Source organism: Bradyrhizobium semiaridum (genome assembly GCF_020329505.1).
Taxonomy (GTDB): domain Bacteria; phylum Pseudomonadota; class Alphaproteobacteria; order Rhizobiales; family Xanthobacteraceae; genus Bradyrhizobium; species Bradyrhizobium semiaridum.
Genome location: NZ_JAGKJJ010000035.1, coordinates 31,898 through 56,713 on the forward strand (window position 1 = coordinate 31,898; position 24,816 = coordinate 56,713).

A 24,816-nucleotide genomic window follows, 5' to 3' on the forward strand; every position below is an offset into this window, starting at 1 on the left:
GACGTGAGCGGCGGCAAGAGAATGCGCAAAGCGGCGGCAGCACGGCCCGCGACGGCACGCCGCGCCGGCAGCAGGCCGGCCAAATCTCCCGTCAGGAAGCCTGCGAAGCAGCCGGGCGAGCCGCCGATGGATCTCGCGGTCGGACGCCGCATCCGCGACCTGCGCCGCGGCAGGCAGATGTCGCTGGAGACGGTGGCCGCGCGCACCGATCTGTCGATCGGCTTCATCAGCCAGATCGAGCGCGGCCTCTCCTCGCCCTCGCTGCGCGTGCTGGCGACGCTGGCCGATGTGCTCGGCGTCGGCATCGCCGCGCTGTTCGGCGCGAGCCCGCACGACGACGGCGCCAGTGGCGTCGTCACCCGCGAGGTCCAACGCGCCGAGCTGAAGCTGTGGCGCACCGGAATTTCAAAGCAGCTCCTAAGTCCCGCGGGCAGCGAGAGCCGGCTCAATCTGTTCCTGGTGCATCTCGATCCCGGCGGCAACACCGGTGACGAGTTTTATACCCATGATGGCGAGGAAGCCGGCCTGGTGCTGTCAGGCGAGATGACGCTGACGGTGGATACCGAAACGTGGACCTTGAAGCAGGGCGACAGCTTTCGATTCGCCAGCCGCCGGCCGCATCGGTTTTCCAATCCGGCGCGTGATGCAAAGGCCGTGGTGCTGTGGGTGAATTGCGTGACTGCGGCGGGGTGAAGCCCCCGCTCTATTTCGCGTCGTCCTGGCGAAAGCCAGGACCCATGCCCACCGCATTCGATTGTGAACGGGATCGCGGCCCCAGCGCCGCACAATCATAGACATCCGGAGTAATGGGTCCTGGCCTTCGCCGGGACGACGCGAGGATATTTCTGGCTCAATCGTCAACCGTCATTGCGAGGAGCGAAGCGACGAAGCAATCCATCTATCCCCGCATAGAGAAGTGGATTGCTTCGCTTCGCTCGCAATGACAGTGAGAGGGGTCAGTCTCCCAGCCCCATCACCATCTCCTCGATCCGGATCGGAAACCGCCTGATACGGATGCCGGTGGCGTGCCAGACGGCGTTGGCGACGGCGCCGGCGCTGCCGGTGATGCCGATCTCGCCGACACCCTTGATGCCGAGCGGATTGACGTGCGGATCGTGCTCGTCGACCGTGATGACATCCATCGGCGGCACGTCGGCATTCACGGGCACATGATACTCGGCGAGGTTGGCGTTGAGGATGCGGCCCGAACGATGGTCCATCACGGCCTCCTCGTGCAGCGCGAAGGAGAGGCCCCAGATCATGCCGCCATAGAGCTGGCTCTGCACCAGCAGCGGATTGATGATCCGGCCGGCGGCAAAGGCGCCGACCATCCGGGTGGCGCGGATCTGGCCGAGGTCCGGATCGACCTTCACCTCCGCGAACACCGCGCCATGGGCATGCATCGCATATTGCGACTGCGCCGCAGGATCGGCTGCGCCGCTGCCCATGCCATCGACCTCGGCAAGGCCGGCGCGCGCCAGGATGTCGGCATAGCTTTCGCTGCGCGCCTCGTCGTCGCGGCGATGCAGCCGGCCGCCGCGCGCGATCACGCCGGCATTGCCGGCGCCGAACAGCGGCGAGCGCTCGTCCGCGGTTGCGAGCTCGGCGAGTTTTGCGATCACCGCCGCACCGGCGTTGTGGATCGCGGCGCCGACGGTTGCAGTGTGGCCCGAGCCTCCGGCGATGCCGGCGTCCGGCAGATCGGAGGAGCCGGAGCGGAACGTCAGCTGGTCGAGATCGAGGCCGAGCGAGTCGGCCGAAATCTGCGCCAGCGCGGTCCAGGCGCCCTGCCCCATGTCGTGCGCACCGGTCTCCATGACGCCGCGTCCGTCAGCGCGGATCACGGCGCGCGCATTGCCCTGGAACATGATCGCCGGGAACGTCGCGGTGCCCATGCCCCAGCCGACGAGATAGCCGTTCTCGTCGCGCATCTGCTTCGGCGCCAGCGGCCGCCGCGCCCAGCCGAACCGTTCAGCCGCCTTGGCGTAGCACTGCCGCAGCGCCTTGGACGAAAACGGCTTGCCGGTGGTCGGCTCGACCTCGGCATAGTTCTTCAACCGGAACTCGAGCGGATCGATGCCGCAGGCGAACGCCGCCTCGTCGATCGCGCTCTCCAGCGCGATCGATCCGGTGGCCTCGCCCGGCGCGCGCATGAACAGCGGCGTGCCGGTGTCGACGCGCACCGCCTCATGCGCGGTGTGGATCGCGGGAGCCGCATAGAGCGTGTGCGAGGCGTCGGCGGCGGGCTCGTAGAAGTCGTCGAAGCTCGACGTCGTGATGCGGGCGTGGTGGTCGATCGCGGTCAGCATGCCCGCATCATCGGTGCCGATGCGCAGCCGCTGCCGGGTCGGCGGGCGATGGCCGACCGGACCATACATCTGGCTGCGGCGCAGCACCAGCTTGACCGGACGGCCGACCAGTTTTGCCGCCATGATGCCGAGCACCTGCGGTCCGGAGATCAGGCCCTTGGAGCCGAAGCCGCCGCCGAGGAACGGGCTGTTGATGTGGATGTTGCCGGGTGGAATGCCGAACAGCCCGGCGACGCGCATCTGCGCGAACGCCATACCCTGGCTCGGCGTGTCGATGAATAGGCGGTCACCGTCCCACACCGCGACGATGGCGTGCGGCTCCATCGCGTTATGGTACTGCGCCGGCGTCTCGTAGGTCGCATCCGTCAACTTCGTCGCGGCGGCAAGGCCGGCATCGATGTCGCCATGGACGACTTCGGCCGGGTTGCCGATGCCGACCACCGGCGGCGCATAGACTTCGCCGGCATCGAGGCCGACGCGCGCGATCTCGACCTGGTAGTGCGGCGACAGCAGCACGGCGCCCTCGGTCGCGGCCTCCAGCGTCTCGGCGATCACGACCGCGATCGCCTGATTGGCGTAGCGCACCTCGTCGCTCTGCAACAGCTCCATGCGGAAGGCGAACGGATTGCCCTTGGCGTCCGGATCCTCCGCCAGCTCGGGCTTGTGCGCCGGCGTCATCACGTCGACGACGCCGGGATGGCGTTTCGCGGCGGCGACGTCGAGCGATTTGACGCGGCCGCGCGCGATGCAGCTGGTCGCGATCACGGCGTAGAGCATGCCGGCCGGATGATTGTCGGCGGCATAGCGGGCCTTGCCCGTCACCTTGAGGATGCCATCCGTGCGGGTCAGCGGCTGGCCCATATTCGAGCCGTGACGGAGATGGGCGGGGTCGCGGGTCAGGTTGATCTCAAGCGTCATGCATCACGCTCCCGGTAGCGATGAGAAGGGAGAAGCCGGCAGCGCGGCGACGCGCGCCGGCGTGCCTTGCGCGGCAAGTGAAAGCGCGCGCACCACGATGCGTTGCGCGAGCTCGATCTTGAATGCGTTGTCGCCGGACGGCTTTGCGCCGGCGAGCGCAGCGCGCGCCGCCTCGCGATAGCGCGCCGCATCCGGCGCGGCTCCAGCGAGCAGTTGCTCGGCCTCGCGCGACCGCCACGGTTTTGCCGCCACGCCGCCGAGCGCCAGCCGCGCCTCGCGGATGGCGCCGTCCTCGATGCGCAGCGCCGCCGCGGCCGAGACCACGGCAAACGCATAGGACGTGCGCTCGCGCACCTTGATGTAGCGCGCATGCGCGGCGAAGTTTTGCGCCGCGGCTGGCAGGCGCAGCGCGACGATCAGCTCGCCGCGCTCCAGCTCGGTCTCGTGCGCCGGCGCATCGCCGGGCAGACGATGCAGCGCCTCGAGCGGCAACTCGCGCCGGCCATCCTTGCCCTCGATCTCGACCACGGCATCGAGTGCGACCAGCGGCACGCAGAAATCGGACGGATGGGTCGCGATGCAGCCCTCGCTCCAGCCGAGCACCGCATGCAGGCGGTTCTCGCCATCAAGCGCGTCACAGCCGGCGCCCGGCCAGCGCTTGTTGCAGGCGCTGCCGATGTCATAGAAATAGGCGCAGCGGGTCCGCTGCAGCAGATTGCCGCCGACGGTCGCGGCATTGCGCAGCTGTGCGGAGGCGCCCGACAGCAGCGCCTCGGCCACGGCTGGATAGTTGCGCACGAACTCCGCGTCATGCGCGAGGTCGGCGTTGCGCACCAGCGCGCCGATCCGCAGCGAGCCGTCGGCAAGACGCTCGATGCGGTCGAGCCCTGGCAGCCGCGTGACATCGACGAGACGGCTCGGCCGGCTGACGCCGCCCTTCATCAGGTCGAGCAGATTGGTGCCGGACGCGAGATAGGCCGCGCCCTTTTCGGATGCCGCCGCGATCGCGTCGGCGACGCTGGCCGGCCTGACATAGTCGAAGTTCATCATGCGGAGCGCCTCCGGTTGGCAGCGGTCATGTTGGCAGCATTCATGTTGATTTGCGCTTCGAGCACGGCCTCGGTGATCCCTTGATAGGCGCCGCAGCGGCAGAGATTGCCGCTCATGCATTCGCGCACCCGCTCGGGATCGTCGCCGGCCTGGCCTTCCTCGATCAGGCCGATCGCGCTCATGATCTGGCCTGGCGTGCAGAAGCCGCACTGGAAGCCGTCATGAGCGATGAAGGCGGCCTGCACCGGATGCAGTTCGTCGCCCTGCGTGACGCCCTCGATGGTGGTGATCTCGGCGCCGTCATGGCTGACGGCGAGCGCGAGGCAGGAATTGATGCGGCGGCCGTCGACCAGGATGGTGCAGGCACCGCACTGGCCGCGGTCGCATCCCTTCTTGGTGCCGGTGAGGTCGAGCCGCTCGCGTAACAGGTCGAGCAGCGTGACGCGGGGGTCGTCGAGAACAATTTCCCGGCGGACGCCATTGATCGTGAGGGTGATTGGGAGATTCATGCAGGGCTCCGATCCGTGTATGGTCGGTTGAATCGAGGCAACGCGATCCCGTGGCCCGCCAATCCTGGATCGGCGCGCCTTGTCAGGCCGGATGCTGGCCGCCATATACGGAGGCATCCTCCGGTTAACAAGGGAGGGTGAAAAGAAAAAGGAATGGTCGATCGATCAACAGAAATTGTCCGCAAGCCGCGGGCGGATGCCGTGCGCAACCGCGAGCGCGTGCTGGAATCCGCCAAGGCCGTGTTCTCGGCCGGCGGCAGCGAAGCGAGTCTCGAGGCGGTGGCGCGGCATGCCGGCGTCGGTATCGGCACGCTCTATCGCCATTTCCCGACCCGCGAGGCGCTGTATGAGGCGGTCTACCGCCGCGAGGTCGAGCAGCTCGGCGAGCTGGCCGAGCAACTGCAATGCGCACCCGAGCCGGTCGAGGCGCTGCGGCGCTGGCTGCGCGCCAATGTCGAATTCGTCGCTACCAAGAAGGGCATGGTGGCGGCGCTGGCACTGGTCGCGCACGGCTCGAGCGAGCTGCATGCCTATTCGTTCGACCGTCTGACGAAGGCGATCGGCACCCTGCTCGCGCGCGCGGTCGCAGCCGGCGAGATCCGCGCCGACATCAGCGCCGAGGACGTGCTGCGCGCGCTGATCGGCATGTGCTACATGCACGACCAGCCCGGCTGGCAGACCACGGCGCTGCGGCTGCTGGACGTGTTCGTGGATGGCCTGCGCCTGCGGCCGGCGGACAAGGCAGCGCCGGGGGCAAAGCCCGCAAAAAAGAAGAGCGCCGGTCGAAAGAAAACGCGCTGACCCGTAGCCCGCATGAGCCGACGGGTCGCGTGAACGCGCCCGATGACAAGCTCCGCGATATGCGGGACCTGAAGCCCCGGATATCGCTGCGCTCATCCGGCTACACTTCCTTCGCTCGCCGGTGGCAAACACGCCGGTGTTCAAAAGTGCACAGACGGCCCGATCGGCCTCGGATAAACGGCCGGAATTGCGGAGAATTGCACGATACTATGATCAGCCCGGCCATCGTGCCGGGCTTTTCGTTGACGGCCGCCGGTGCGCGGCCGCATCCGTTGCATGACGATCGCATGCGGCATGCGCCGCATAGGCGACGGCAAGCGGGGTCCGTAGCCCGCACGAGCGAAGGCGAATGCGAGGTTACACCCCGGATATCGCGGACCTTGTCATCGAGCGCGCATTCGCGCGACCCGTTGGCTCATCCCGGCTACTTGAACGTCACCCGAAGCGGTGATCGTAGCGGGTGATCGCGAGATCCGTGGTGTCGATCTCGGGGGTCTTGCCGGACAGCATGTCCGCCAGCACGCGGCCCGAGCCGCACGCCATGGTCCAGCCGAGCGTGCCGTGGCCGGTGTTGAGATGCAGGTTGGCGAAGCGCGTCTTGCCGATCACGGGCGGGCCGTCCGGCGTCATCGGGCGCAGGCCGCACCAGAAGGTGGCCTTCGCCAGATCGCCGCCGCGCGGAAACAATTCGGTGAGCGAATGATCCAGCGTGGCGCGCCGCGCCGGATAGAGTTCCTTGGAATAGCCGGAGATCTCCGCGGTGCCGCCGACGCGGATGCGGTCCCCTAACCGCGTGATCGCGACCTTGTAGCTCTCGTCCATCACGGTGGATTCCGGTGCGCCTGTGGCGTCTTTGATCGGCACCGTGATCGAATAGCCCTTCACCGGATAGACCGGCAGCGCGATGCCGAGCGGGCGGGCGAGGATCGGCGAGTAGCTGCCGAGCGCCAGCACATAGGCATCGGCCGTCATCATGCCGGCGCTGGTCGCAACGCCGGTGATGCGCGTCGCGTCCGCATTCAACCCATCGATGCCGACATTGAAGTTGAATCGCACACCGAGCTTCTCGGCTTCCAGCGCCAACGCCTGGGTGAACATGTGACAATCGCCGGTCTCGTCCAGCGGCAAACGAAGGCCGCCGGCGATCTTGTCCTTGACCTGAGCGAGCGCAGGCTCCGCGGCGATGCAGCCGTCGCGATCGAGCACCTCATACGGCACGCCGTATTGCTTGAGCACCGCGATGTCCTCGCCGGTGCCGTCGAGCTGGGCCTGGTAGCGAAACAGCTGCAAGGTGCCGCGGTCACGCTCGTCGTAACGGATGCCGATCTCGGCGCGCAGCGCGCGCAGACAGTCGCGGCTGTATTCCGCGATCGTGATCATCCGGCTCTTGTTGACCGCGTACCGCGCCGAGGTGCAGTTGCGCAGCATCTTGAGCAGCCACCACCACATCATCGGATCGAGCTTCGGGCGGATCACCAGCGGACCATGCTTCATCAGCAGCCACTTCACGGCTTTCACCGGCACGCCGGGGCCGGCCCAGGGCGAGGAATAGCCGGGCGACACCTCGCCAGCATTGGCAAAGGAGGTTTCCAGCGCAGGCTTCGGCTGACGGTCGATCACCGTCACCTCGTGACCGGCGCGCGCAAGATAATAGGCCGAGGTGACGCCGATCACGCCACTGCCGAGAACAAGGACCTTCACTTTTCCTCACATCCTGTGCCGAAAACGCATTCGCCGCTGCGAAACCACTCTGCTTCGCAGCGGCGACAGCAATGTGTAGAGCGAGCAATATTCAAGCCAAAGCCCCGTTCCGCCGGAACGGGGCTTTGATTTTCTTTTGACGCGCTTTCTTGACGCGAACCGGTATCCACTTCGCTTGAAAACGCTACGCCTATCAGGCCACGCGCTTGATGGCGTCGCCGAGGATAGAGACCATGTCGTCGACGTGCTTCTTCTCGACGATCAGCGGCGGCGACACCGCGAGCGAGTCGCCGCTCATGCGCAGATAGAGCCCGTTGTTGAAGCAATCGACCATGATGTCGTAGCCGCGTGCGGCAACGACACCATCGCGCGGCGCAACCTCGATCGCGCCCATCAGGCCGATGTTGCGGATGTCGATGACGTTCGGCAGACCCTTCAGCGAGTGCAGACCATCGCGGAAATAATCGGCCATCTCGGCGCCGCGGGTCAAAAGGCCCTCGTCCTTGTAGATGTCGAGCGTGGCAAGGCCGGCGGCGCAGGCCACCGGATGCGCCGAATAGGTATAGCCGTGAAACAGCTCGATCGCGCCCTCGGGTCCGGTCATCAGCCCGTCATGGATCTGCTGGGTCGCGAACACCGCGCCGCAGGGCACGCTGCCGTTGGTGATGCCCTTGGCGGTCGTCATCATGTCCGGCGTCACGCCGAAGAAATTGGCGGCGAACGGGGTGCCGAGCCGGCCGAAGCCGGTGATGACCTCGTCGAAGATCAGGAGGATGCCGTGCTTGCTGCAGAGCTCGCGCAGCCGCTGCAGATAGCCCTTCGGCGGCGGCAGCACCGCGGTCGAACCCGGCACCGGTTCGACGATCACGGCGGCAATGGTGTCGGCACCATGCAGCGCCACCATCCGCTCGACATCGTCGGCGAGTTCGGCGCCGTGCTCCGGCATGTCCTTGGCGAAGGCGTTGCGGGGCAGATCGTGGGTGTGGCGGATATGATCGACGCCGGGCAGATGGGTCGCGAACTGGCGGCGGTTGGCGACCATGCCGCCGACCGACATGCCGCCGAAGCCGACGCCGTGATAGCCGCGCTCGCGGCCGATCAAGCGGGTGCGGGTCGGCTGGCCATTGGCCCGATGATAGGCCAGCGCGATCTTCAGCGCGGTGTCGACCGATTCAGAGCCCGAATTGGTGAAGAAAATGCGGTCGAGGCCCTTCGGCGCGATCTCGGCGAGGCGCTCGGCGAAATCGAACGCCAGCGGATGGCCCATGTTGAAGGACGGCGCGAAATCCAGCGTCGAGAGCTGCCGCTCGACGGCGGCCGCGATTTGCGGACGGCCGTGGCCGGCATTGACACACCAGAGGCCCGCGGAGCCGTCGATCACCTGCCGGCCGTCGACCGAGGTGTAGTACATGCCCTTGGCCGAGGAGAACAGCCGCGGCGCCTTCTTGAACTGCCGGTTGGCCGTGAACGGCATCCAGAACGATTCGGTCTTGATGGTGTTCGGTATCTGATGAACGGTCACGGGGGGCGCTCCATTGTGGATTTCCTATAGTCGGACCACGCTTCCCATCACTCAACAAGTCCTTTTCTGCCGCGCTGCAAGCCATTGATCTGATTGATGCGGTCTGCGATGATTTGTTCGATCCGCAACACCTGCAACAGGCATTTTGCAAAAGGATTGCCATGAGCGTCGATATCGGCGGACGGCTGCGATTCATCCGCGCGCGCGCCAAGCTGTCGCAGCGCGAGCTCGCCAAGCGCTCCGGCGTAACCAATTCGACGATCTCGCTGATCGAATCCAACCAGATGAACCCGTCGGTCGGCGCACTGAAACGGATCCTCGACGGCATTCCGATGGGACTCGCCGAATTCTTCGCGATCGAGCCGGAGCGGCCGCGCAAGGCGTTCTACCGCGCCGAGGAACTGACCGAGATCGGCAAGAAGCCGATCTCCTACCGCCAGGTCGGCGACAATCTGTTTGGCCGCGCGCTTCAGATCCTGAAAGAGCGCTACGAGCCGGGCAGCGACACCGGCCGGGTGCTGCTGCAGCATGAGGGCGAGGAAGGCGGCATCGTGGTCGCGGGCCGGCTCGAGGTCACCGTCGACGACGAGCGGCGGGTGCTCAACGCCGGCGACGCCTATTACTTCGAGAGCCGCCGCCCGCACCGCTTCCGCTGCATCGGCAACAAGCCCTGCGAGGTGATCTCGGCTTGCACGCCGCCAACGTTCTGAACCCGGCGCGCATAGCGCGCCTCGCCCGGCGCTACGCGCCGACCTCTCCCACGGAAGAGGTGAGCCTGCGCTGCCGCGCCCGCATCAACAGCAGCAGCACGATGCTGACGTTGAGCAGGTTCCAAGCGAGGCCGTTGGCGAAGGCTGCGGCATAGGAGCCGGTGGCGTCGAAGATCACGCCGGAGATCCAGCCGCCGAACGACATGCCGAACACCGAGGCGAAGATCACGATGCCGATGCGGGTCGCGGCTTCCGAGGCCGGCATCGCCTCGCGCACGATGATGGCATAGCTTGGCACGATGCCGCCCTGGAACAGGCCGAACATCGCCGAGATGATATAGAGCGAGGTCAGGCCGTCGAAGAACAGATAGAACAGCAGCGCCGTTCCTTGCGCGATCGAGCCGATCAAGAGCGTGCGCAGGCCGCCGATCTTGTCGGCGAGGAAGCCGGAGCCGATCCGGCTGATGATGCCGAAGCCGAGCATCAGCGACAGCATCTCGGCGCCGCGCGCGACGCCATAGCCGAGATCGCCGCAATAGGCGACGATGTGGACCTGCGGCATCGACATCGCCACGCAGCAGGAGATCGAAGCCAGCGCCAGGATCGCGGTCAGCGCGTTGGTGGAGAGCCTGAGATCAACCCGCGGCGCCGCCGCGTTGCCATGGTTGCGCCTGACTGCGGCGCCCATCAGGAGGCGCAGCACCACGAGCGCGAGCATCATCGCCACCGCCGTGAAGATGCCGATCGCGATATGGGTGGTGCGCCAGCCAAAGGTCTGCATGCCGAAATTGGCCAGCGGCGGCCAGATCGTGCCGCCGATGTAATTGCCGCTGGCGGCGATCGCGACCGCGAGCCCGCGATAACGGCTGAACCAGTGCGAGGCCTCCGCCATCAGGGGGCCGAACGTCGCCGCCGACGACAGCCCGATCGCAAAATGCAGCAGGTTGAAGGCCCAAATCGACGGCGCGTAGCCGGCACCGATATAGCCGAGCCCGAGGATGCCGATGCCGACGCCGATCGCGGCGACGATACCGTAGCGGTCGCTGATCTTGCCGGTGACCACCTGGCCGAGGCCGAAGCCGAGCATCACCATCGTGAAGGCCAGCGAGGCGGTGCCGCGGGTCGCGCCGAAATCGGTCTGCACCACCGGCAGCGCCACCACCACCGACCACATCCCCACGCTGCCGAGCGAGCCGATCACCACGGCGATGGCAAGCCGCAGCCATGCCCGGCGCGAGTCGGGAATAAACTGATCGTATGAGGGAGAATACTGAGAATAAATATCCACGGCGGTGGCAACTTCGTCGGCATTTGCCTCAAGGTCAACCCGCAATGCCGAGATATTGGGCATGCAGGGGCCACGGAGCGCGCCCTACCGACCGCTGCCGACCCCTGGGAATATCCTGCGTCGAATGGCGATCCTCCTGCGACAAGGAAACCTGATACAATGCGAGCCGGTTCAAACTGGTAGTCCGCCATCCGGAACTATCATCATCCCGTTGGGATGGCGCGCATATCGCATTGCATAGGGGATCGAAGCGCAACTTGTCGGAGGGTCATCATGCATTCGTCAGCGGAATGGCAACCCGTTTCAACCGCGCCGTCAGACCGAGAGCTTGAGGTCTGCGTTCTCGACTACGATGGAATGGTCCACGCGCTGGTCCGTCCTTGTCATAGGGACGGCGCGGAATGGGTCGACCCGGCCACCAGGAAGCCGCTCGGTATCCAGCCGACGCATTGGCGCAACTGGATACAATCGGCCAATTAGCCGGCAGCACGCCGGCAATCGCGAGAGCGGATCACGGGCGGCTTGATCGTCGCATCGGGCGGATGCGCGCGACGTCCTAACAGAGCCGCCGGCCGCCGTCCGGCGTCTCGCCGACGTATCCAGCGGGCATCCCCGCCGCCGCCCCGCCTGCGACGACCGCGCAGCCGGCTGGCCGACCCGTATTAATCCTTTGCTAACCATACACCCGGCAAGAATTGCCGAGCGAAGTCGAGTGTCGTCGATCGCGGATAACGGGCGGAGATCCCCGTGGACGCCAGCGCGGTGCCTCACTTTCGGAACGGCGGCCCTTCGGCCGCCGCGCAGACGTTTGGCGCCCGCAGCCGCCAGTCGCGAGGGGGAACGGCAAGCATGGTCGACGTCACGGCAGGTCAGGGTACGGCGGGCAAGAACGGGTTCCCGAGCCTCGGCGAGATCGGCGATATCCTCAAGCGCGGCGACATTGCGCTCGCGGTCGGCGTCCTCACCATCCTGGTGGTGCTGATCCTGCCGTTGCCGGCGATCGTGCTCGACCTATTCCTGGCGGTCTCGATCACGGTCTCGATCCTGATCCTGATGACCTCGCTGTTCATCCAGGCGCCGCTGGAATTCTCGTCGTTTCCGACCATCCTGCTGATCTCGACCATGTTGCGGCTGTCGCTGAACATGGCCTCGACCCGGCTGATCCTGAGCCACGGCCATGAGGGCACGGCGGCGGCCGGCCACGTCATCGAGGCCTTCGGCAACTTCGTGATGGGCGGCAACTTCGTGATCGGCATCATCGTGTTCGCGATCCTGGTGATCGTGAACTTCGTGGTCATCACAAAAGGTTCGGGCCGCATCGCCGAGGTCGCGGCGCGCTTCCAGCTCGACTCGATGCCCGGCAAGCAAATGGCGATCGACGCCGACCTCTCCGCCGGCCTGATCGACGAGAAGACCGCCAAGGAACGGCGCAAGGCGCTGGAGGACGAAAGCGGCTTCTTCGGCGCGATGGACGGTGCCTCGAAATTCGTCCGCGGCGATGCCATCGCCGGTCTTTTGATCGTCGGCATCAACATCGTCGGCGGCATCATCATCGGGGTCGCCCAGCAGGGCCTCTCGTTCAGCGAAGCCGCCCGCACCTACACCGTGCTCACCGTGGGTGACGGCCTCGTCACTCAGGTCCCGGCGCTGATCGTCTCGACCGCGGCAGGCTTGCTCGTCTCCAAGGCCGGCATCACCGGCGCCGCCGACAAGGCGCTGATGGGCCAGCTCTCCGGCTATCCGCAGGCGCTCGGCATGTCGGCCGGCGTCATGCTGGTGCTGGCGCTGCTGCCGGGCATCCCGACGCTTCCGTTCCTGGCGCTCGGCTCGGGCGCGGCAGCGCTGGCCTGGAACGCGCGCAAGAAGAAGCGGGTGGCGAAGGCCGCCGAAGCCGCCGCCGCGGCCGCCCCGGCTGCGGCTGCCGCCGCTGCCGCCGCGGCGGAAGAGCCGATCACCGCCGCGCTGAAGATCGACGACCTCAAGATCGAGCTCGGCTACGCGCTGCTGCCGCTGGTCAACGGCCCTGACGGTACCGACCGCCTCACCGAGCAGATCAAGGCGCTGCGCCGCTCGCTCGCCGTCGAAATGGGCTTCGTGATGCCGGCGGTGCGCATCCTCGACAACGTCCAGCTCGAAGCCAACAGCTACGTCATCAAGATCAAGGAGGTCGACGCCGGCACCGGGCGGATCTGGCCGAGCCAGTTCATGGTCATGGATCCCGGCGGCAACCAGGTCCACCTGCCCGGCGTCCACACCATCGAGCCGACCTTCGGCCTGCCGGCGACCTGGGTCGATGCCGGCCTGAAGGAAGAGGCCGCGCTGAAGGGCTACACCGTGGTCGACGCCGCCACCGTGCTGTCGACCCATCTGACCGAGCTGCTCAAGACCAACATGTCGGACTTGCTGTCCTACGGCGAGGTGCAGAAGCTGCTGAAGGACCTGCCGAAGGAGCAAGGCGAGCTGATCAAGGACATCGTGCCGGGCCAGGTCACGATCTCGGGCATCCAGCGCGTGCTGCAATTGCTGCTCGCCGAGCGCATCTCGATCCGCGACCTCTCGACCATCCTCGAAGGCATCGCCGACGCGCTGGCGTTCTCGCGCAATCCGGCCACCATGGTCGAGCACGTCCGCGCCCGGCTGGCGCGGCAGATCTGCGCGCAGAACATCTCGCCAAACGGCTATCTGCCGCTGATCGCGCTGTCGGCGCGCTGGGAGCAGGCGTTCGCCGAGTCAATCGTCGGCCAGGGCGACGACCGCAGCCTAGCGATGCAGCCGTCCAAGCTCTCGGAATTCATGACCGCCGTGCGCAACGCCTTCGAGCAGGCGGCACGCGAAGGCGAGGCGCCGGTATTGGTGACGTCGGCCGCGATCCGCCCGTTCGTGCGCTCACTGGTCGAACGGTTCCGCTCGCAGACCACGGTGCTGTCGCAAGCCGAGATTCATCCGCGCGCCCGGCTGAAAACGGTCGGAAGCGTCTACGGCTGTTTCGGACGGCATTTTAATCGCGGCTGATCACGTCTGATCACCGCCTTGTGAACGCCCCTTGGGAACGGAATCGGTGAATCCTACGTTAGCGGGGCGCGAGATGTTGAACCCGGCAGCGAACCGAGCCGACCAATTCTCGACAAGAGCAGGAAGGCGGCAGGAGACTTCCATGAACCACTCGATCTATAGCGCAGATCGCACGACGCATCTGAAGATCGTCGTGGTTGCATTGGTCGCCGGTATCCTGGTCGCTGGTTTTGGTATCACGATGCACAACGCGTCCGACGAGGGCTACACTCAGACGGCGCGGGTCATGAAGGCCGGCAAGCCGGTCGCGATCACAAGCTCGAGCAACTCGCTGGTCCGCTGATCGGCAGGCTCGTCAATAGGAGAGTTTCACGAATTCACGTAGCCTCTTTACAGCCCCCCAAAGTCGCTACGTGGATATTTAAGACCCCCAACTACCCCCAAGTTGACTATCGAAAACGCCCGCTCCCCACGGGCGTTTTCTTTTTTTGTGCGCTGGGAATTGGCTCACGCGGATGCGACGGTCGAAGCGGACGCGGCTCTATCCGCCGTCATTGCAATGACGCCGTGGCACGAGGCACAGCCTCTCGCGCAAATCCTACCGCGGCGGCGCGCCCTGCACCGTCTCGATCAGCTTGCCGGTGAAGATCGGCGCCGAGGTCGGCTGGCCGGTCGGCGAGCCGCCGTCCGGCTCGACGGTCACCGCGTAGGTCGCACCGTTGATCACATCGGAATCGTAGCCCGACAGCACCGGCCGCTCGGTGAAGTCGCCGACGCCGATCACGCCGAGCGAGCGCGGCTGCGGCAACCTGTCGGAGATCAGCCAGAGCTCGAAGCTCTTGCCGGGCTCCGAGGTGGCGCCGACCTTGCGCACCGTGAAATTCTTCGTCGCGCCGTCGATGGTCATGATGAAGGCCGGACCGCCGCTCGGCCCCTGCAGCAGCGCGACGTACTGCGCCGATGGCGTCAGCGCCGGCGCCGGCACCTTGACCTCCACGGTCTGGACGCGCGGCTTGGGCCGGATCGCCTCCGGCAAGGCGTCTGGCTGGAAGATCTGCAAGCCCAGCATCAGCAGCAGCGCAGCCGCGATCGCGCTCGCCGCGGAGGCGATGCCGCGCCAGCGCCTCACGCGGCCGGCCAGCGCGACGACGTTGCTGTCGTCGGCGACCGGCGGCAGCGGCAAGATCTCGGCCGGCGCGGCCTCCGCGCCGAATGCGGGATCGTCAGCCAGTGGCGGCGGTGGAGGTGGAGGTGGCGGCGGCGGCTCGGGCAGCACGAGCGGCAATTGCGGCTCGCCGGCATGGAAGACCGCCGCCTTGATGTTGTCCCAGACCACCGCGCGCGGCTCGACCGCGCCGACCATCTGGTTCAGCGATGCAAGCCTGAGCTCCCATGCTTGCACGACGCCGACGAAGTCCGCATCGACGGCCATCATGGTCTCGACCTGCGTGCGCTCCTCGGCGTCGAGCGTGCCGAGCGCGTATTCCGCCGCGAGCGCGATATGGTCTTCGCTATAGGCCATCACTCACAGTCCAAGAACTTCATAGTCCAAGACACTCGCGGATATCCATCAGGCTGCGGCGCAGCCAGGTCTTCACCGTATTGACCGGCGTCTCGAACTTGGCGGCGAGCTGCTCGCGGCTCCAGCCGTTGTAATAGGCGAGCAGCACCAGCTTCTGACGATCGGGCTCCAGCCGGCCGACGCATTCCAACAGCCGCTTCAGTTCTTCGGTCATTTCCCGTCGTGCCAGCGGATCGGGCTGGTCCGCGGCCACTTCCATCGCCGCCGGCTCCTCCTCCATCGAGACCTCGCCGCGCTTGCGCACGACGTCGATGGCGCGGTTGCGGGCGATCGAGGTCATCCACGTGATCGGGGAAGCCAGCGCCGGATTGAACTGACCGGCGCTGTTCCAGATCTTGACGTAGGTCTCCTGCAGGACCTCCTCGGCGAGGTCCTGTCGACGCAAGATACGGAGCACGACGCCAAAGAGTTTCGCGCGGGTCGCGGCGTAGAGGCGCTCGAAGGCGGCCTCGTCCCCCTTTGCAACGGCGGCGATCAGCCAGACCAGCTCAGCTGGCGTCAGCATTCAGCGCCCCCAAAGCCAAGCCTGCGTCCCCCTCGCCCTGATCGCCAATCGCGAAGTGGCGATCGTCTCGTGACCAATCCTGTCAGGACGGTAGCACAATTTGGCGCAGCAAGGTCCACCAGCAAGGTCGGCTGTGGACATCCTCAAACCAAACCGGCCCTTCGAGACCCGACCGCGCAAACAAAACCCGGGCTCAAGGCCCGGGTTGCGGTGTGGGATCGGCGGTCGAGGCAGACGCGTCAGGCGATGACGCCGAGCCGGGCGCGCATCAACCCGATCGAGTCCATGTCGGCCTGCTCGCGGGCATTCTCTTCGGCGCGCTCGCGCGCCTGGTCGCGCTCGTCGAGCAGCTCGACTTTCTTGAGCTCCTCGAAGGCTTCCGCCAACAGCGCCTTGGCGTCCTCGAGCTGGACGCGCAGCTCCTCGGCCGAGCGGGTCAGGTTCTCGCGGCGCTGGATCGCCGCCTTGGCGTAGGTCGGATAGGCGAAATGGGAGGGATCGTTGATCCCGGCGCGGTCCTGCTCGGTCTGGATCTCGCGCTCAAGCTCCACCGACATGCGCTGGAAGTCGGCGATCATGCCTTCGATCTGGGTAACCCGGCGGCGCTTTTCATCGACCTGAAACTTCTTCAGGCGGATCAGCGTTTCACGTGACTTCATCGACTCATACTCCCCAGAAGTCCCGGCCTTGAACGCGGGACAGTGCCGGCTTCCCGCTGGGCCCCGCCGGCATGGCTAATCGTGTGCCGGCGATGATGGCCTGACAAAGTTAGCGTTCCGTTTCCAAACTCGACAGGATTTGAGCGAGTTGCCGGTAGCCCTCGCCGAGGCTGGTGGCCTCGTCCTTGGCTTGGCGGAGGAAGGTCTCCAGCGGCTCGTGCAGCCGGATCGCCTCGTCGACCTCGGCGCTGGAACCCGGCCGGTAGGCGCCAAGCCGGATCAATTCTTCCATGTCGGCATAGGTCGCCATCACCTGCCGCGCCTTGGTGATGAAGGGCAGGAAGGCGGGATCGGCCGATTTCGGCATGGTGCGCGAGACCGACTTCAGGATGTTGATCGCCGGATAGCGGCCGCGCTCGGCGATCGAGCGCTGCATCACGATGTGGCCGTCGAGGATGCCGCGCACCGCGTCCGCGATCGGCTCGTTATGGTCGTCGCCGTCGACCAGCACGGTGAAGATCGCGGTGATGGTGCCGGCGCTGGTGCCCGGCCCGGCCCGCTCCAGGAGCTTCGGCAGCTCGGTGAACACGGTCGGCGTATAGCCTTTGGCGGTCGGCGGCTCGCCGGCGGAGAGGCCGATCTCACGCTGCGCCATCGCAAAGCGCGTCACCGAGTCCATCAGGCACAGCACGTCCTGGTCCTCGTCGCGAAAGTATTCGGCGATCGAGAGCGTCAGATAGGCCGCCTGGCGCCGCATCAGCGCCGGTTCGTCCGAGGTCGCGACCACCACGACCGAGCGGGCCAGCCCCTCCTCGCCGAGGTCCTCCTGGAGGAATTCCTGCACCTCGCGGCCGCGCTCGCCGATCAGGCCGATCACCGAGATCGCGGCGTCGACGTTGCGCGCCAGCATGGACAGCAGCACCGACTTGCCGACGCCGGAGCCAGCGAAGATGCCGAGCCGCTGGCCGCGGCAGCAGGTGAGGAAAGTATTGAGCCCGCGCACACCGAGGTCGAGCGGCGGGCCGACTCGCCTGCGCGAATGCGCCGGCGGCGGCAGGTTGCGATAGGGCATCGGGGAAGCGCCCTGCGGCAGCGGCCCCTTGCCATCGATCGGCTCACCCATCGCGTTGACGACGCGGCCGAGCCAGCCCGGCGACGGCCGCACCTGGCTCGCCGCATTGGCGATCACGGCGCGGCAGCCGCGCCTGACACCTTCGAGGCCGCCGAACGGCATCACCACCGCGTTCTCACCGGAGAAGCCGATCACCTCGGCCGCGATGCAGCGGCCGCTGCCGACGTCGATCACGATGCGGGCGCCGACCGACATCGCGTGGATCGGGCCTGCGATCTCCACCATCAGGCCGCGAACGCCGACCACTCGGCCATAAATATTGACGCCGTCGATGTCGCCGATCTGCTCCGCGAGGGCCTTCATTGCGAAAACCTTAAGTTTCCACGCTTTTGGCCCGATCGCTTAACTTCGTGTTTACCCGCATCATTAATCATTGCGTCACTGTCTTTGGTGACTGAGGTCGCTTGCCCATCAGAAGAAGGGCGAGTCGCGAGAGTCGGTTAGGCCCGGCTCTTAATGTGGAGCATGAACGAGCGCGGATAGGAAAAGCTTCTTCTACGCAATATCTTAGGGCGATTCGACAAAAATTGCACGATTAGACCTTGCGCGGAAGAATCAGTTTTTGTTAACCATAGCTCGTCAGGATCCGAATCAGTTGTCAAAGGCGTTTTGTGAGTGCCGCAAGTGCGGCCGACCTGACGCCCGGAGCGGCGACTAAAGGGGACTGGCATGCGCGTTTTGCTGATTGAAGATGACAGCGCCGTTGCGCAGTCTATCGAGCTGATGCTCAAATCCGAGAGCTTCAACGTCTACACGACGGATCTCGGTGAAGAAGGCGTCGATCTCGGCAAACTCTACGACTACGACATCATTCTTCTCGACCTCAACCTGCCCGACATGTCCGGCTACGACGTGCTGAAGCAGCTTCGGGTGTCGAAGATCAAGACTCCCATTCTGATCCTCTCCGGCCTCGCCGGCATCGAGGACAAGGTCAAGGGTCTCGGCGTTGGCGCCGACGACTACATGACCAAGCCCTTCCACAAGGATGAACTGGTCGCCCGCATCCACGCGATCGTGCGCCGCTCCAAGGGCCACGCCCAGTCGGTGATCCAGACCGGCGATCTCGTGGTCAATCTCGACACCAAGACGGTCGAGGTCGGCGGCCAGCGCGTGCACCTGACCGGCAAGGAATACCAGATGCTGGAGCTGCTCTCGCTCCGCAAGGGCACCACGCTCACCAAAGAAATGTTCCTCAACCACCTCTATGGCGGCATGGACGAGCCGGAGCTGAAGATCATCGACGTCTTCATCTGCAAGCTGCGCAAGAAGCTCGCCAACGCCTCCGAAGGCCGCAACTTCATCGAGACCGTGTGGGGCCGCGGCTATGTGCTGCGCGAGCCGCACGAGGCCGACGAGCGGATTCCCGCCTGATCCTCCAAGGGTGACAGCCTCAGACCCCGCCGCACCGGCGGGGTTTTTGTTTGGCTTGAACCCGCCGGCGCGCTGCGCAGACCAACGGAACGTGCAACACTTCGCGCAATTCCCGACGACTTCCCGGAAGCCGGCACGACATGATCCTGCAATCCCTCGCCGGCCTGCCGGCGTTCCTGGTCTATTTCTGCACGGCGCTGATCGTCGTGGTCGCCTATCTCTTCGTCTACACGCGCGTCACGCCGCACGACGAATTCCAGCTGATCCGCGACAACCACCCGGCGGCGGCGGTCGCGCTCGGCCTCAGCCTGCTCGGCTTCGTGCTGCCGGTGGTGAGCGCCATCGCGCATTCCGCCAACGTGATCGACTGCCTGATCTGGAGCATGATCGCGCTGATCGTGCAGATCATCGTGTTCTATATCGTCAAGGTCCCGGTGCCGAACCTGTCGGCGCGGATCGCGGACGGCGAACTGGCGCCGGCGATCTGGCTCGGGCTGTCCTCGCTGGCCGCAGGCGCGCTGAACGCGGCCTGCATGATCTACTGACATGACCCGCAAACCGGATCCGCAGTCCGGCAAGCGGCGGACGGTGGTGCCCGCGGTCCTGCCGCTGCCGCGGCCGCCGGGCCCACCGAGCAAGCGTTCCAACCATGTCGCGCTGCTGGTGATGGGCACGCTCGCGGTCGGCGGCAGCGCCTATGCACTGATGCCGCGCCAGGACTGCCAGCCGCCGCCTCCCCCGCCGCCCGGGGTCACCGCACCGGTCACCCCGCAGCCCGGTGCTGGCTGCACCTCGCGCAGCTCGTCCTCCGGCGGCAGCGGCAGCAGCGGCCGCTCCTCTCGCAGCAGCTTCTTCGATTCCTCGTCGAGCAGTTCGTCGTCCTCGAGCTCCTCGGTGAGCCGCGGCGGCTTCGGCTCGTTCGCACATGCGTTCGGCTTCAGTGGCGGCTGACACATGCCGTGCACGTTGGCATGTCACTATCCCGCTTTCGCTTGCCGGAAGGATGCAGCTGATGGACACTCGATGGCGCTGGTCGATAGCAAGGGTCGCAACCATGAAACGCTCGCGCCGCGTATGGTTGAAACTGATGGGCAGCGCCGCCGTCGGCGCCGTCTCGATCGGCATCACGCCGGCCGACGCCCGCAGCCGACGCCATCACACGGTGGGGACCAAAGGCAATCCCACGCGCCAATCGACGCCAGGCGGATTTGGCGGCGCGCCGCGCGAGATCGCCCGCTTCGGTGCTGACGACCCCTCGCACGGCGGCAGCTGAGCAACGCGAACCTGACATCACTCCACGACCAGGGTCCAGTTCATGCAACGCATCGCCTGCCCCGAGCGCGACGATTGGCGGGCCACCGCCGAAAGCGCCGGCTTCGCCTTCCACACCATCGACGGCGAACGCTATTGGGACGAGCGCGCCTATTACGCGTTCACGCTGGACGAGATCGAGCGCGCGATCGAGGCGCCGACCGGCGAGCTCGACGCGATGTGTCTCGAGCTGGCCGGCCGCGCCGTCAAGGACGAACGTTATCTGCGGCGGCTTAAAATCCCGGAAGCGTTCTGGGATCTGATCGCGACGAGCTGGCGGCGCAAGGAGCCGAGCCTGTACGGCCGGTTCGATCTCAAATTCGACGGCAGCGGCCCGGCCAAACTGCTGGAATACAACGCTGACACGCCGACCTCGATCTTCGAGGCGGCGGTGTTTCAATGGACCTGGCTCGAACAGGCGATCGAGCGCAACATCATCCCGAAGCGCGCCGACCAGTTCAACTCGATCCACGACCGCTTGATCGACGCCTGGAAGAAGCTCGGCAGCCGCTATCCGCTGCATCTCACTGGCATGACCGGAAATGCCGAGGACGTCGGCACGCTGGCCTATCTCGAGGACACCGCGGTGCAGGCCGGGCTGAAGACCACGACACTCGACATCGAGGAGATCGGGCTGCGCGACGACGGCCAGTTCGTCGATCTGGACGAGGAGCCGATCGCGCTCGCCTTCAAGCTCTATCCCTGGGAATGGATGTTCCACGACGCCTTCGGCAAGAGCCTCGCCTCCGCACCGACGCGCTGGATCGAGCCGCCCTGGAAAGCGATCCTGTCCAACAAGGGCATCCTGCCACTGCTGTGGGAGATGTTTCCGAACCACCCCAATCTATTGCCGGCGTATTTCGAGGACGATCCGCAAGCGGCGCAGCTCGGCACCTCCTTCGTGCGAAAGCCGATCTATTCGCGCGAAGGCGCCAACGTCGCACTCGTCAGCGCCGGCACCACGCTGGTCGAACAGCAAGGCCCCTACGGCGCCGAGGGCTTCATCCGCCAGGCGCTCGCTCCGTTGCCGAACTTTTCCGGCCAGTATCCCGTGCTCGGCAGCTGGCTGGTCGACCACACGCCATGCGGCCTGTCGATCCGCGAGGACGAGAACCCGATTACCGGCAACACCTCGCGATTTCTGCCGCACGCGATTTTGTAGACATTGACCGCAGAACGAGCGCCGCTCGCTCACAGTCATCCTGAGAGGGTGTGAAGTTTTGTCCTCAGCCACCGCTGTCATCGCCCGGCCTGTGCGCAATTGCGCACATGGACCGGGCGATCCAGTAACCCGTCACCCTGAGAGGTTGTGACGGAACGGGCCACGTCGCTTCGTGGCTCAGAGAACTTTAGCGCGCAGCCGAGGCCACAGCCTTCAGCACGTGCGGCGCGGCGCCGGCGCGGGCGACGGGGGCGGTGCTCGGCTGGTAGAGGCCGCGCCGGTCGGGATAGGGTCTGAACACATTGGTGATGCCGACCACCGATTCCGCGGCGCCCAGCGCCAGCACGCCGTCGGGCTCCAGCATCCGCGCCAGCTTGTCGAAGATGGCGGCCTTGGTGGGCTGATCGAAATAGATCAGCACGTTGCGGCAGAAGATCACGTCGAAGGTGCCGAGATGAGAAAAATCCTGCAGCAAATTGAGCTGACGGTGCTGCACCATGCCGCGGATGTCGGCGTTGAGCTGCCAGAGCTCACCCTTCTGCGCGAAATACTTCACCAGCATCTGGATCGGCAAGCCGCGCTGCACCTCGAACTGGCTGAACAAACCTGACTTGGCCTTCTCCAGCACCGCCTGCGACAGATCGGTGGCGATGATCTCGATGCGCCAGCCGCTGAACAGCGCGGTCATCTCCTTGACCAGCATCGCGATCGAATAAGGCTCCTGTCCGGTCGAACCGGCCGCGCACCAGATGCGAAGCGCACGGCGTGCCGCGCGCGCCTGCGCAAGCGCGGGCAGCACAGCTTCCTTGAGATGATCGAACGGGATCTTGTCGCGGAAGAAGAAGGTCTCGTTTGTGGTCATCGCCTCGACCACGTCCGAGGTCAGCGTCTCGGCGCCGCCCTTGATCTTCTGGACCAGCTCGGGAATGCCGGCGAGGTTCGACCGGCGCGCCAGCGGCACCAGGCGGCTCTCGACGAGGTATTGCTTGTCGGCCGAGAGATCGAGGCCGGAGCGTTCCTTCAGCAGCTTGCGCAGATACTCATAGTCCAGCGGCGTCACGAACGGTCTCCGGAAAACACACGAACAAGTTTCGGTCCGATCTGATTGAGCGGCAGCACCGCGGCGCAGATCCCGGCATTGGCGGCCGCGCCGGGCATGCCCCACACTACGCTGGTCGCCTCGTCCTGCGCGATCACGCTGCCGCCGGCGGCGACGATGTCCTTGCCGCCGCGCATGCCGTCCGAGCCCATTCCGGTCAGGATCACCGACATGATGCTGCCCTGCCAGACGTCGATCGCCGACGCGAACAGCGGATCGACCGCGGGCTTGCAGAAATTGACCGGCGGGCCATCGTCGAGCGCGATCACGGCGTCGATGCCGTGGCGGGCGACGCGCATGTGGCGGCCGCCGGGCGCCAGATAGATCCGTCCGGGCTTGATGGTTTCGCCGTCAATGGCTTCATGCGCCGGGCGCTTGCTGGTGCGCGCGAGATGCTCGGCGAGAATGGTGGTGAAGGTCGGTGGCATGTGCTGGGTGATCAGCACCGGAAAGCGGTCGATCACCGGTCCGATCTCGGCGACCAGCGTCATCAGCGCCTGCGGGCCGCCGGTCGAGGAGCCGACCAGGAGCACCTTCGGCTGCAGCAGGCCGAACGGACGGCGGGTCAATGGCGCCGGTGCGGCAACTCCTGGCGCTGCGCCCGGCGCCGCCACGCGCGGCCTGTCATGGCCGGCGGCGAGCGGCGGGCTCGCCGTCGTATGCACGCTGCTCCGCCGCGCTCTCGCGCCGAGATGACGGATCTTCTGGATCAGGTCGTGGCGGAAAGTTTCCGCGGCGGTTGCCTCGCGCGTGCTTTCCGGCTTCGGAATGTAATCGGAGGCGCCGAGCGACAGCGCCTTCAGGCTGATCTCCGCGTTGCGACGGGTCAGCGTCGAGGCCATGATGACGACGAGGTCGCGCTTCTTGTCGAGCAGTTGCGGCAGCGCCGAGATGCCATCGAGATCGGGCATCTCGATATCGAGCACCGCGACGTCGGGATTGATGTGCTCGAGCTGGTTGACGGCGTCGAGCCCGGTGCGCAACGAGGCCACGACTTCCATGTCGGGCTCGGCGCCGATCCAGCGCGAGATCATGCCGCGGATCACCACGGAGTCGTCGACCACCATCACCCGCACCTTGTCGGTACGGGGCGACGTCGGGGCCGCAGCATTTGTCAACGCAACACTCATGACTTCACCGGCGACGCAACGCTACCGCACAACAATAGTTGAGCCGAAGGCTTGCGCCGCCGGATCGAACCAGAAAACTAGATCAGTCCCACTTCCTGGAACTTCGCAGTGACGATGTCCCGGTCGAACGGCTTCATGATGTATTCGTTCGCCCCGGCATGCAGCGCGCGCGCGATGTGCGCGACATCATTCTCGGTGGTGCAGAAGACCACCTTGGGCTGGTCGCCGCCGGGCATGCGGCGGAGATTGCCGAGGAACTCGTAGCCGTCCATCACGGGCATGTTCCAGTCGAGCAGCACCGCATCGGGCATCGTCCGCTTGCAGGCTTCGAGCGCCTTGGCGCCGTCTTCGGCCTCGGTGATCTGGAAATCGAGACCTTCCAGGATGCGGCGAGCGACCTTGCGAATGACGCTTGAGTCATCGACGACAAGACACGTTCTCATTTGCGACCTCTGCTTCCTCATCCCCCGAGGGGATGCTTTCGTTCTTCACTTCCGTCCGCTGCTCAGGCAGCTTTGGCGTCGGGCATCAATTCGAGCACGCGATCGACGTCGAGCACGACCATGAGCTGGCCGTCGAGGCGGTGGACGCCGCCGGCGAGCTTGGCCATGCGCGGATCGAGGTTGACCGGATTGTCCTCGCGGCCGGCATCGGGCAGCCGCAGCACTTCGCCGATCTGGTCGATCAAGAGGCCATACGATTCGCCGCGCAGGTCGACGCCGACCGCCATCGGCACCTGGCCGTCAGCGGCCTTCGGCAGGCCGAGCCGGGCGCGCATGTCGATCACGGTGACGATGCGGCCGCGCAGGTTGAGCACGCCGGCGATCTCGCTGGACGCCAGCGGCACCCGCGTCAGCCGCTCCGGCATGAACACGTCCTGCACCCGCGAGATCGGCAGGCCGAACAGCTGTCCGCCGATCACAGCGGTGACGTATTCCGCCATCGCCCCTTCGCCCGCTTCGGTCTTGCTGGTCATCGGTATCGTTTCCGTTGGTTAGGCTGCCCGCCGCATCTCGGCGGTCTGTTCCTTCAGCGCCGCGATCAG

Annotated in this window: 24 protein-coding genes; 10 read left to right on the forward strand and 14 right to left on the reverse strand. The window is 65.9% G+C overall.

All coding sequences use genetic code 11. From position 1 onward, the window contains the following. Nucleotides 1–21: 21 nt before the first annotated feature. The gene (locus J6500_RS27905) at nucleotides 22–693 is read left to right on the forward strand and encodes a helix-turn-helix domain-containing protein (RefSeq protein ID WP_225715915.1); all 672 of its coding nucleotides are present in this window, start codon (nucleotides 22–24) and stop codon (nucleotides 691–693) included. 263 nt (nucleotides 694–956) lie between these two features. Here the strand turns inward: J6500_RS27905 and J6500_RS27910 are convergent, their stop codons facing one another. From J6500_RS27910 to J6500_RS27920, 3 genes are read right to left on the reverse strand one after another with little or no spacing between them, the layout of a single operon-like run. After that, nucleotides 957–3,227 (reverse strand): xanthine dehydrogenase family protein molybdopterin-binding subunit, encoded by a 2,271-nt coding sequence (locus J6500_RS27910; RefSeq protein ID WP_225715916.1) that lies wholly within the window; start codon nucleotides 3,225–3,227, stop codon nucleotides 957–959. A 3-nt stretch (nucleotides 3,228–3,230) separates the two neighbouring features. Further along, nucleotides 3,231–4,277, reverse strand: coding sequence for an FAD binding domain-containing protein (locus tag J6500_RS27915; RefSeq protein WP_225715917.1), 1,047 nt, complete (start codon nucleotides 4,275–4,277; stop codon nucleotides 3,231–3,233). Next, nucleotides 4,274–4,786 (reverse strand): (2Fe-2S)-binding protein, encoded by a 513-nt coding sequence (locus tag J6500_RS27920; RefSeq protein WP_225715918.1) that lies wholly within the window; start codon nucleotides 4,784–4,786, stop codon nucleotides 4,274–4,276. Before J6500_RS27920 ends, J6500_RS27915 begins: the two co-directional genes overlap by 4 nt. Nucleotides 4,787–4,939: 153 nt before the next feature. On the opposite strand from J6500_RS27920, the gene J6500_RS27925 reads away from it, so the two are divergent. Continuing rightward, complete coding sequence (locus J6500_RS27925) at nucleotides 4,940–5,587, forward strand: TetR/AcrR family transcriptional regulator (RefSeq protein WP_225715919.1); 648 nt, start codon at nucleotides 4,940–4,942, stop codon at nucleotides 5,585–5,587. 435 nt (nucleotides 5,588–6,022) lie between these two features. Here the strand turns inward: J6500_RS27925 and J6500_RS27930 are convergent, their stop codons facing one another. Both J6500_RS27930 and aptA read right to left on the reverse strand, forming a co-directional pair. Next, on the reverse strand, nucleotides 6,023–7,288 hold the full coding sequence (locus J6500_RS27930; protein WP_225715920.1) for a D-amino acid dehydrogenase: 1,266 nt from the start codon (nucleotides 7,286–7,288) through the stop codon (nucleotides 6,023–6,025). Between the two features lie 193 nt (nucleotides 7,289–7,481). Further along, nucleotides 7,482–8,810, reverse strand: a complete 1,329-nt coding sequence (gene aptA, locus J6500_RS27935) for an omega-aminotransferase AptA (RefSeq protein WP_225715921.1) — start codon at nucleotides 8,808–8,810, stop codon at nucleotides 7,482–7,484. Nucleotides 8,811–8,971: 161 nt separating this feature from the next. On the opposite strand from aptA, the gene J6500_RS27940 reads away from it, so the two are divergent. Next, complete coding sequence (locus J6500_RS27940) at nucleotides 8,972–9,520, forward strand: cupin domain-containing protein (protein ID WP_225715922.1); 549 nt, start codon at nucleotides 8,972–8,974, stop codon at nucleotides 9,518–9,520. Nucleotides 9,521–9,551: 31 nt separating this feature from the next. Here J6500_RS27940 and J6500_RS27945 read toward each other — a convergent pair whose 3' ends face one another. Beyond that, entirely contained in the window at nucleotides 9,552–10,808 is a 1,257-nt protein-coding gene (locus J6500_RS27945) for an MFS transporter (RefSeq protein ID WP_225715923.1), read from the reverse strand. 849 nt (nucleotides 10,809–11,657) lie between these two features. Between J6500_RS27945 and flhA the strand changes: the two genes are divergently transcribed. Beyond that, nucleotides 11,658–13,820, forward strand: coding sequence for a flagellar biosynthesis protein FlhA (flhA, locus tag J6500_RS27950; RefSeq protein WP_225715924.1), 2,163 nt, complete (start codon nucleotides 11,658–11,660; stop codon nucleotides 13,818–13,820). Nucleotides 13,821–13,962: 142 nt separating this feature from the next. After that, nucleotides 13,963–14,163 (forward strand): hypothetical protein, encoded by a 201-nt coding sequence (locus J6500_RS27955; protein WP_225715925.1) that lies wholly within the window; start codon nucleotides 13,963–13,965, stop codon nucleotides 14,161–14,163. Between the two features lie 255 nt (nucleotides 14,164–14,418). On the opposite strand, the gene J6500_RS27960 is transcribed toward J6500_RS27955, so the two are convergent. From J6500_RS27960 to fliI, 4 genes are all read right to left on the reverse strand, one after another. Further along, on the reverse strand, nucleotides 14,419–15,342 hold the full coding sequence (locus J6500_RS27960; protein ID WP_225715926.1) for an anti-sigma factor: 924 nt from the start codon (nucleotides 15,340–15,342) through the stop codon (nucleotides 14,419–14,421). Between the two features lie 19 nt (nucleotides 15,343–15,361). Next, entirely contained in the window at nucleotides 15,362–15,907 is a 546-nt protein-coding gene (locus J6500_RS27965; protein ID WP_225715927.1) for a sigma-70 family RNA polymerase sigma factor, read from the reverse strand. A 239-nt stretch (nucleotides 15,908–16,146) separates the two neighbouring features. Next, nucleotides 16,147–16,566 (reverse strand): flagellar export protein FliJ, encoded by a 420-nt coding sequence (gene fliJ, locus J6500_RS27970; protein ID WP_225715928.1) that lies wholly within the window; start codon nucleotides 16,564–16,566, stop codon nucleotides 16,147–16,149. A 109-nt stretch (nucleotides 16,567–16,675) separates the two neighbouring features. Beyond that, nucleotides 16,676–18,001: a flagellar protein export ATPase FliI gene (gene fliI, locus J6500_RS27975; protein ID WP_225715929.1), complete on the reverse strand. Its 1,326-nt coding sequence runs from the start codon at nucleotides 17,999–18,001 to the stop codon at nucleotides 16,676–16,678. Nucleotides 18,002–18,367: 366 nt separating this feature from the next. Between fliI and ctrA the strand changes: the two genes are divergently transcribed. From ctrA to J6500_RS28000, 5 genes are all read left to right on the forward strand, one after another. Continuing rightward, nucleotides 18,368–19,069 carry a response regulator transcription factor CtrA gene (ctrA, locus tag J6500_RS27980; protein ID WP_016848562.1) on the forward strand — a complete coding sequence of 234 codons (702 nt, stop codon included), beginning with the start codon at nucleotides 18,368–18,370 and terminating at the stop codon, nucleotides 19,067–19,069. Nucleotides 19,070–19,209: 140 nt separating this feature from the next. Beyond that, nucleotides 19,210–19,614 carry a DUF350 domain-containing protein gene (locus J6500_RS27985; protein WP_225715930.1) on the forward strand — a complete coding sequence of 135 codons (405 nt, stop codon included), beginning with the start codon at nucleotides 19,210–19,212 and terminating at the stop codon, nucleotides 19,612–19,614. 1 nt (nucleotide 19,615) lies between these two features. Beyond that, the gene (locus tag J6500_RS27990; RefSeq protein ID WP_225715931.1) at nucleotides 19,616–20,020 is read left to right on the forward strand and encodes a hypothetical protein; all 405 of its coding nucleotides are present in this window, start codon (nucleotides 19,616–19,618) and stop codon (nucleotides 20,018–20,020) included. Nucleotides 20,021–20,123: 103 nt separating this feature from the next. Continuing rightward, nucleotides 20,124–20,342 (forward strand): hypothetical protein, encoded by a 219-nt coding sequence (locus J6500_RS27995; RefSeq protein ID WP_225715932.1) that lies wholly within the window; start codon nucleotides 20,124–20,126, stop codon nucleotides 20,340–20,342. 42 nt (nucleotides 20,343–20,384) lie between these two features. Beyond that, nucleotides 20,385–21,542, forward strand: a complete 1,158-nt coding sequence (locus tag J6500_RS28000) for a glutathionylspermidine synthase family protein (protein WP_225715933.1) — start codon at nucleotides 20,385–20,387, stop codon at nucleotides 21,540–21,542. Between the two features lie 187 nt (nucleotides 21,543–21,729). Here J6500_RS28000 and J6500_RS28005 read toward each other — a convergent pair whose 3' ends face one another. The 4 genes from J6500_RS28005 to J6500_RS28020 all read right to left on the reverse strand — a co-directional run bounded on the left by J6500_RS28005 (nucleotide 21,730) and on the right by J6500_RS28020 (nucleotide 24,747). After that, nucleotides 21,730–22,602, reverse strand: a complete 873-nt coding sequence (locus J6500_RS28005) for a CheR family methyltransferase (protein WP_225715934.1) — start codon at nucleotides 22,600–22,602, stop codon at nucleotides 21,730–21,732. Continuing rightward, entirely contained in the window at nucleotides 22,599–23,771 is a 1,173-nt protein-coding gene (locus tag J6500_RS28010; RefSeq protein WP_225715935.1) for a protein-glutamate methylesterase/protein-glutamine glutaminase, read from the reverse strand. Before J6500_RS28010 ends, J6500_RS28005 begins: the two co-directional genes overlap by 4 nt. 77 nt (nucleotides 23,772–23,848) lie before the next feature. Further along, nucleotides 23,849–24,214, reverse strand: a complete 366-nt coding sequence (locus J6500_RS28015) for a response regulator (protein ID WP_211990170.1) — start codon at nucleotides 24,212–24,214, stop codon at nucleotides 23,849–23,851. Nucleotides 24,215–24,276: 62 nt separating this feature from the next. Next, nucleotides 24,277–24,747: a chemotaxis protein CheW gene (locus tag J6500_RS28020; protein ID WP_225715936.1), complete on the reverse strand. Its 471-nt coding sequence runs from the start codon at nucleotides 24,745–24,747 to the stop codon at nucleotides 24,277–24,279. Nucleotides 24,748–24,816 lie beyond the last annotated feature (69 nt).

Excerpts from the sequence above, each read along its gene's own strand:
- J6500_RS27995 (WP_225715932.1), top strand. The coding sequence starts at position 20,124 with ATGAAACGCTCGCGCCGCGTATGGTTGAAACTGATGGGCAGCGCCGCC.
- J6500_RS27960 (WP_225715926.1), bottom strand. The coding sequence starts at position 15,342 with ATGGCCTATAGCGAAGACCATATCGCGCTCGCGGCGGAATACGCGCTC.
- J6500_RS27925 (WP_225715919.1), top strand. The coding sequence starts at position 4,940 with ATGGTCGATCGATCAACAGAAATTGTCCGCAAGCCGCGGGCGGATGCC.
- J6500_RS27985 (WP_225715930.1), top strand. The coding sequence starts at position 19,210 with ATGATCCTGCAATCCCTCGCCGGCCTGCCGGCGTTCCTGGTCTATTTC.
- fliJ (WP_225715928.1), bottom strand. The coding sequence starts at position 16,566 with ATGAAGTCACGTGAAACGCTGATCCGCCTGAAGAAGTTTCAGGTCGAT.
- J6500_RS27915 (WP_225715917.1), bottom strand. The coding sequence starts at position 4,277 with ATGATGAACTTCGACTATGTCAGGCCGGCCAGCGTCGCCGACGCGATC.
- J6500_RS27955 (WP_225715925.1), top strand. The coding sequence starts at position 13,963 with ATGAACCACTCGATCTATAGCGCAGATCGCACGACGCATCTGAAGATC.
- J6500_RS28010 (WP_225715935.1), bottom strand. The coding sequence starts at position 23,771 with ATGAGTGTTGCGTTGACAAATGCTGCGGCCCCGACGTCGCCCCGTACC.
- J6500_RS27905 (WP_225715915.1), top strand. The coding sequence starts at position 22 with ATGCGCAAAGCGGCGGCAGCACGGCCCGCGACGGCACGCCGCGCCGGC.
- flhA (WP_225715924.1), top strand. The coding sequence starts at position 11,658 with ATGGTCGACGTCACGGCAGGTCAGGGTACGGCGGGCAAGAACGGGTTC.
- J6500_RS27965 (WP_225715927.1), bottom strand. The coding sequence starts at position 15,907 with ATGCTGACGCCAGCTGAGCTGGTCTGGCTGATCGCCGCCGTTGCAAAG.
- ctrA (WP_016848562.1), top strand. The coding sequence starts at position 18,368 with ATGCGCGTTTTGCTGATTGAAGATGACAGCGCCGTTGCGCAGTCTATC.
- J6500_RS27940 (WP_225715922.1), top strand. The coding sequence starts at position 8,972 with ATGAGCGTCGATATCGGCGGACGGCTGCGATTCATCCGCGCGCGCGCC.
- J6500_RS27910 (WP_225715916.1), bottom strand. The coding sequence starts at position 3,227 with ATGACGCTTGAGATCAACCTGACCCGCGACCCCGCCCATCTCCGTCAC.
- J6500_RS28020 (WP_225715936.1), bottom strand. The coding sequence starts at position 24,747 with ATGACCAGCAAGACCGAAGCGGGCGAAGGGGCGATGGCGGAATACGTC.
- J6500_RS27990 (WP_225715931.1), top strand. The coding sequence starts at position 19,616 with ATGACCCGCAAACCGGATCCGCAGTCCGGCAAGCGGCGGACGGTGGTG.
- J6500_RS28015 (WP_211990170.1), bottom strand. The coding sequence starts at position 24,214 with ATGAGAACGTGTCTTGTCGTCGATGACTCAAGCGTCATTCGCAAGGTC.
- J6500_RS27920 (WP_225715918.1), bottom strand. The coding sequence starts at position 4,786 with ATGAATCTCCCAATCACCCTCACGATCAATGGCGTCCGCCGGGAAATT.
- fliI (WP_225715929.1), bottom strand. The coding sequence starts at position 18,001 with ATGAAGGCCCTCGCGGAGCAGATCGGCGACATCGACGGCGTCAATATT.
- J6500_RS28000 (WP_225715933.1), top strand. The coding sequence starts at position 20,385 with ATGCAACGCATCGCCTGCCCCGAGCGCGACGATTGGCGGGCCACCGCC.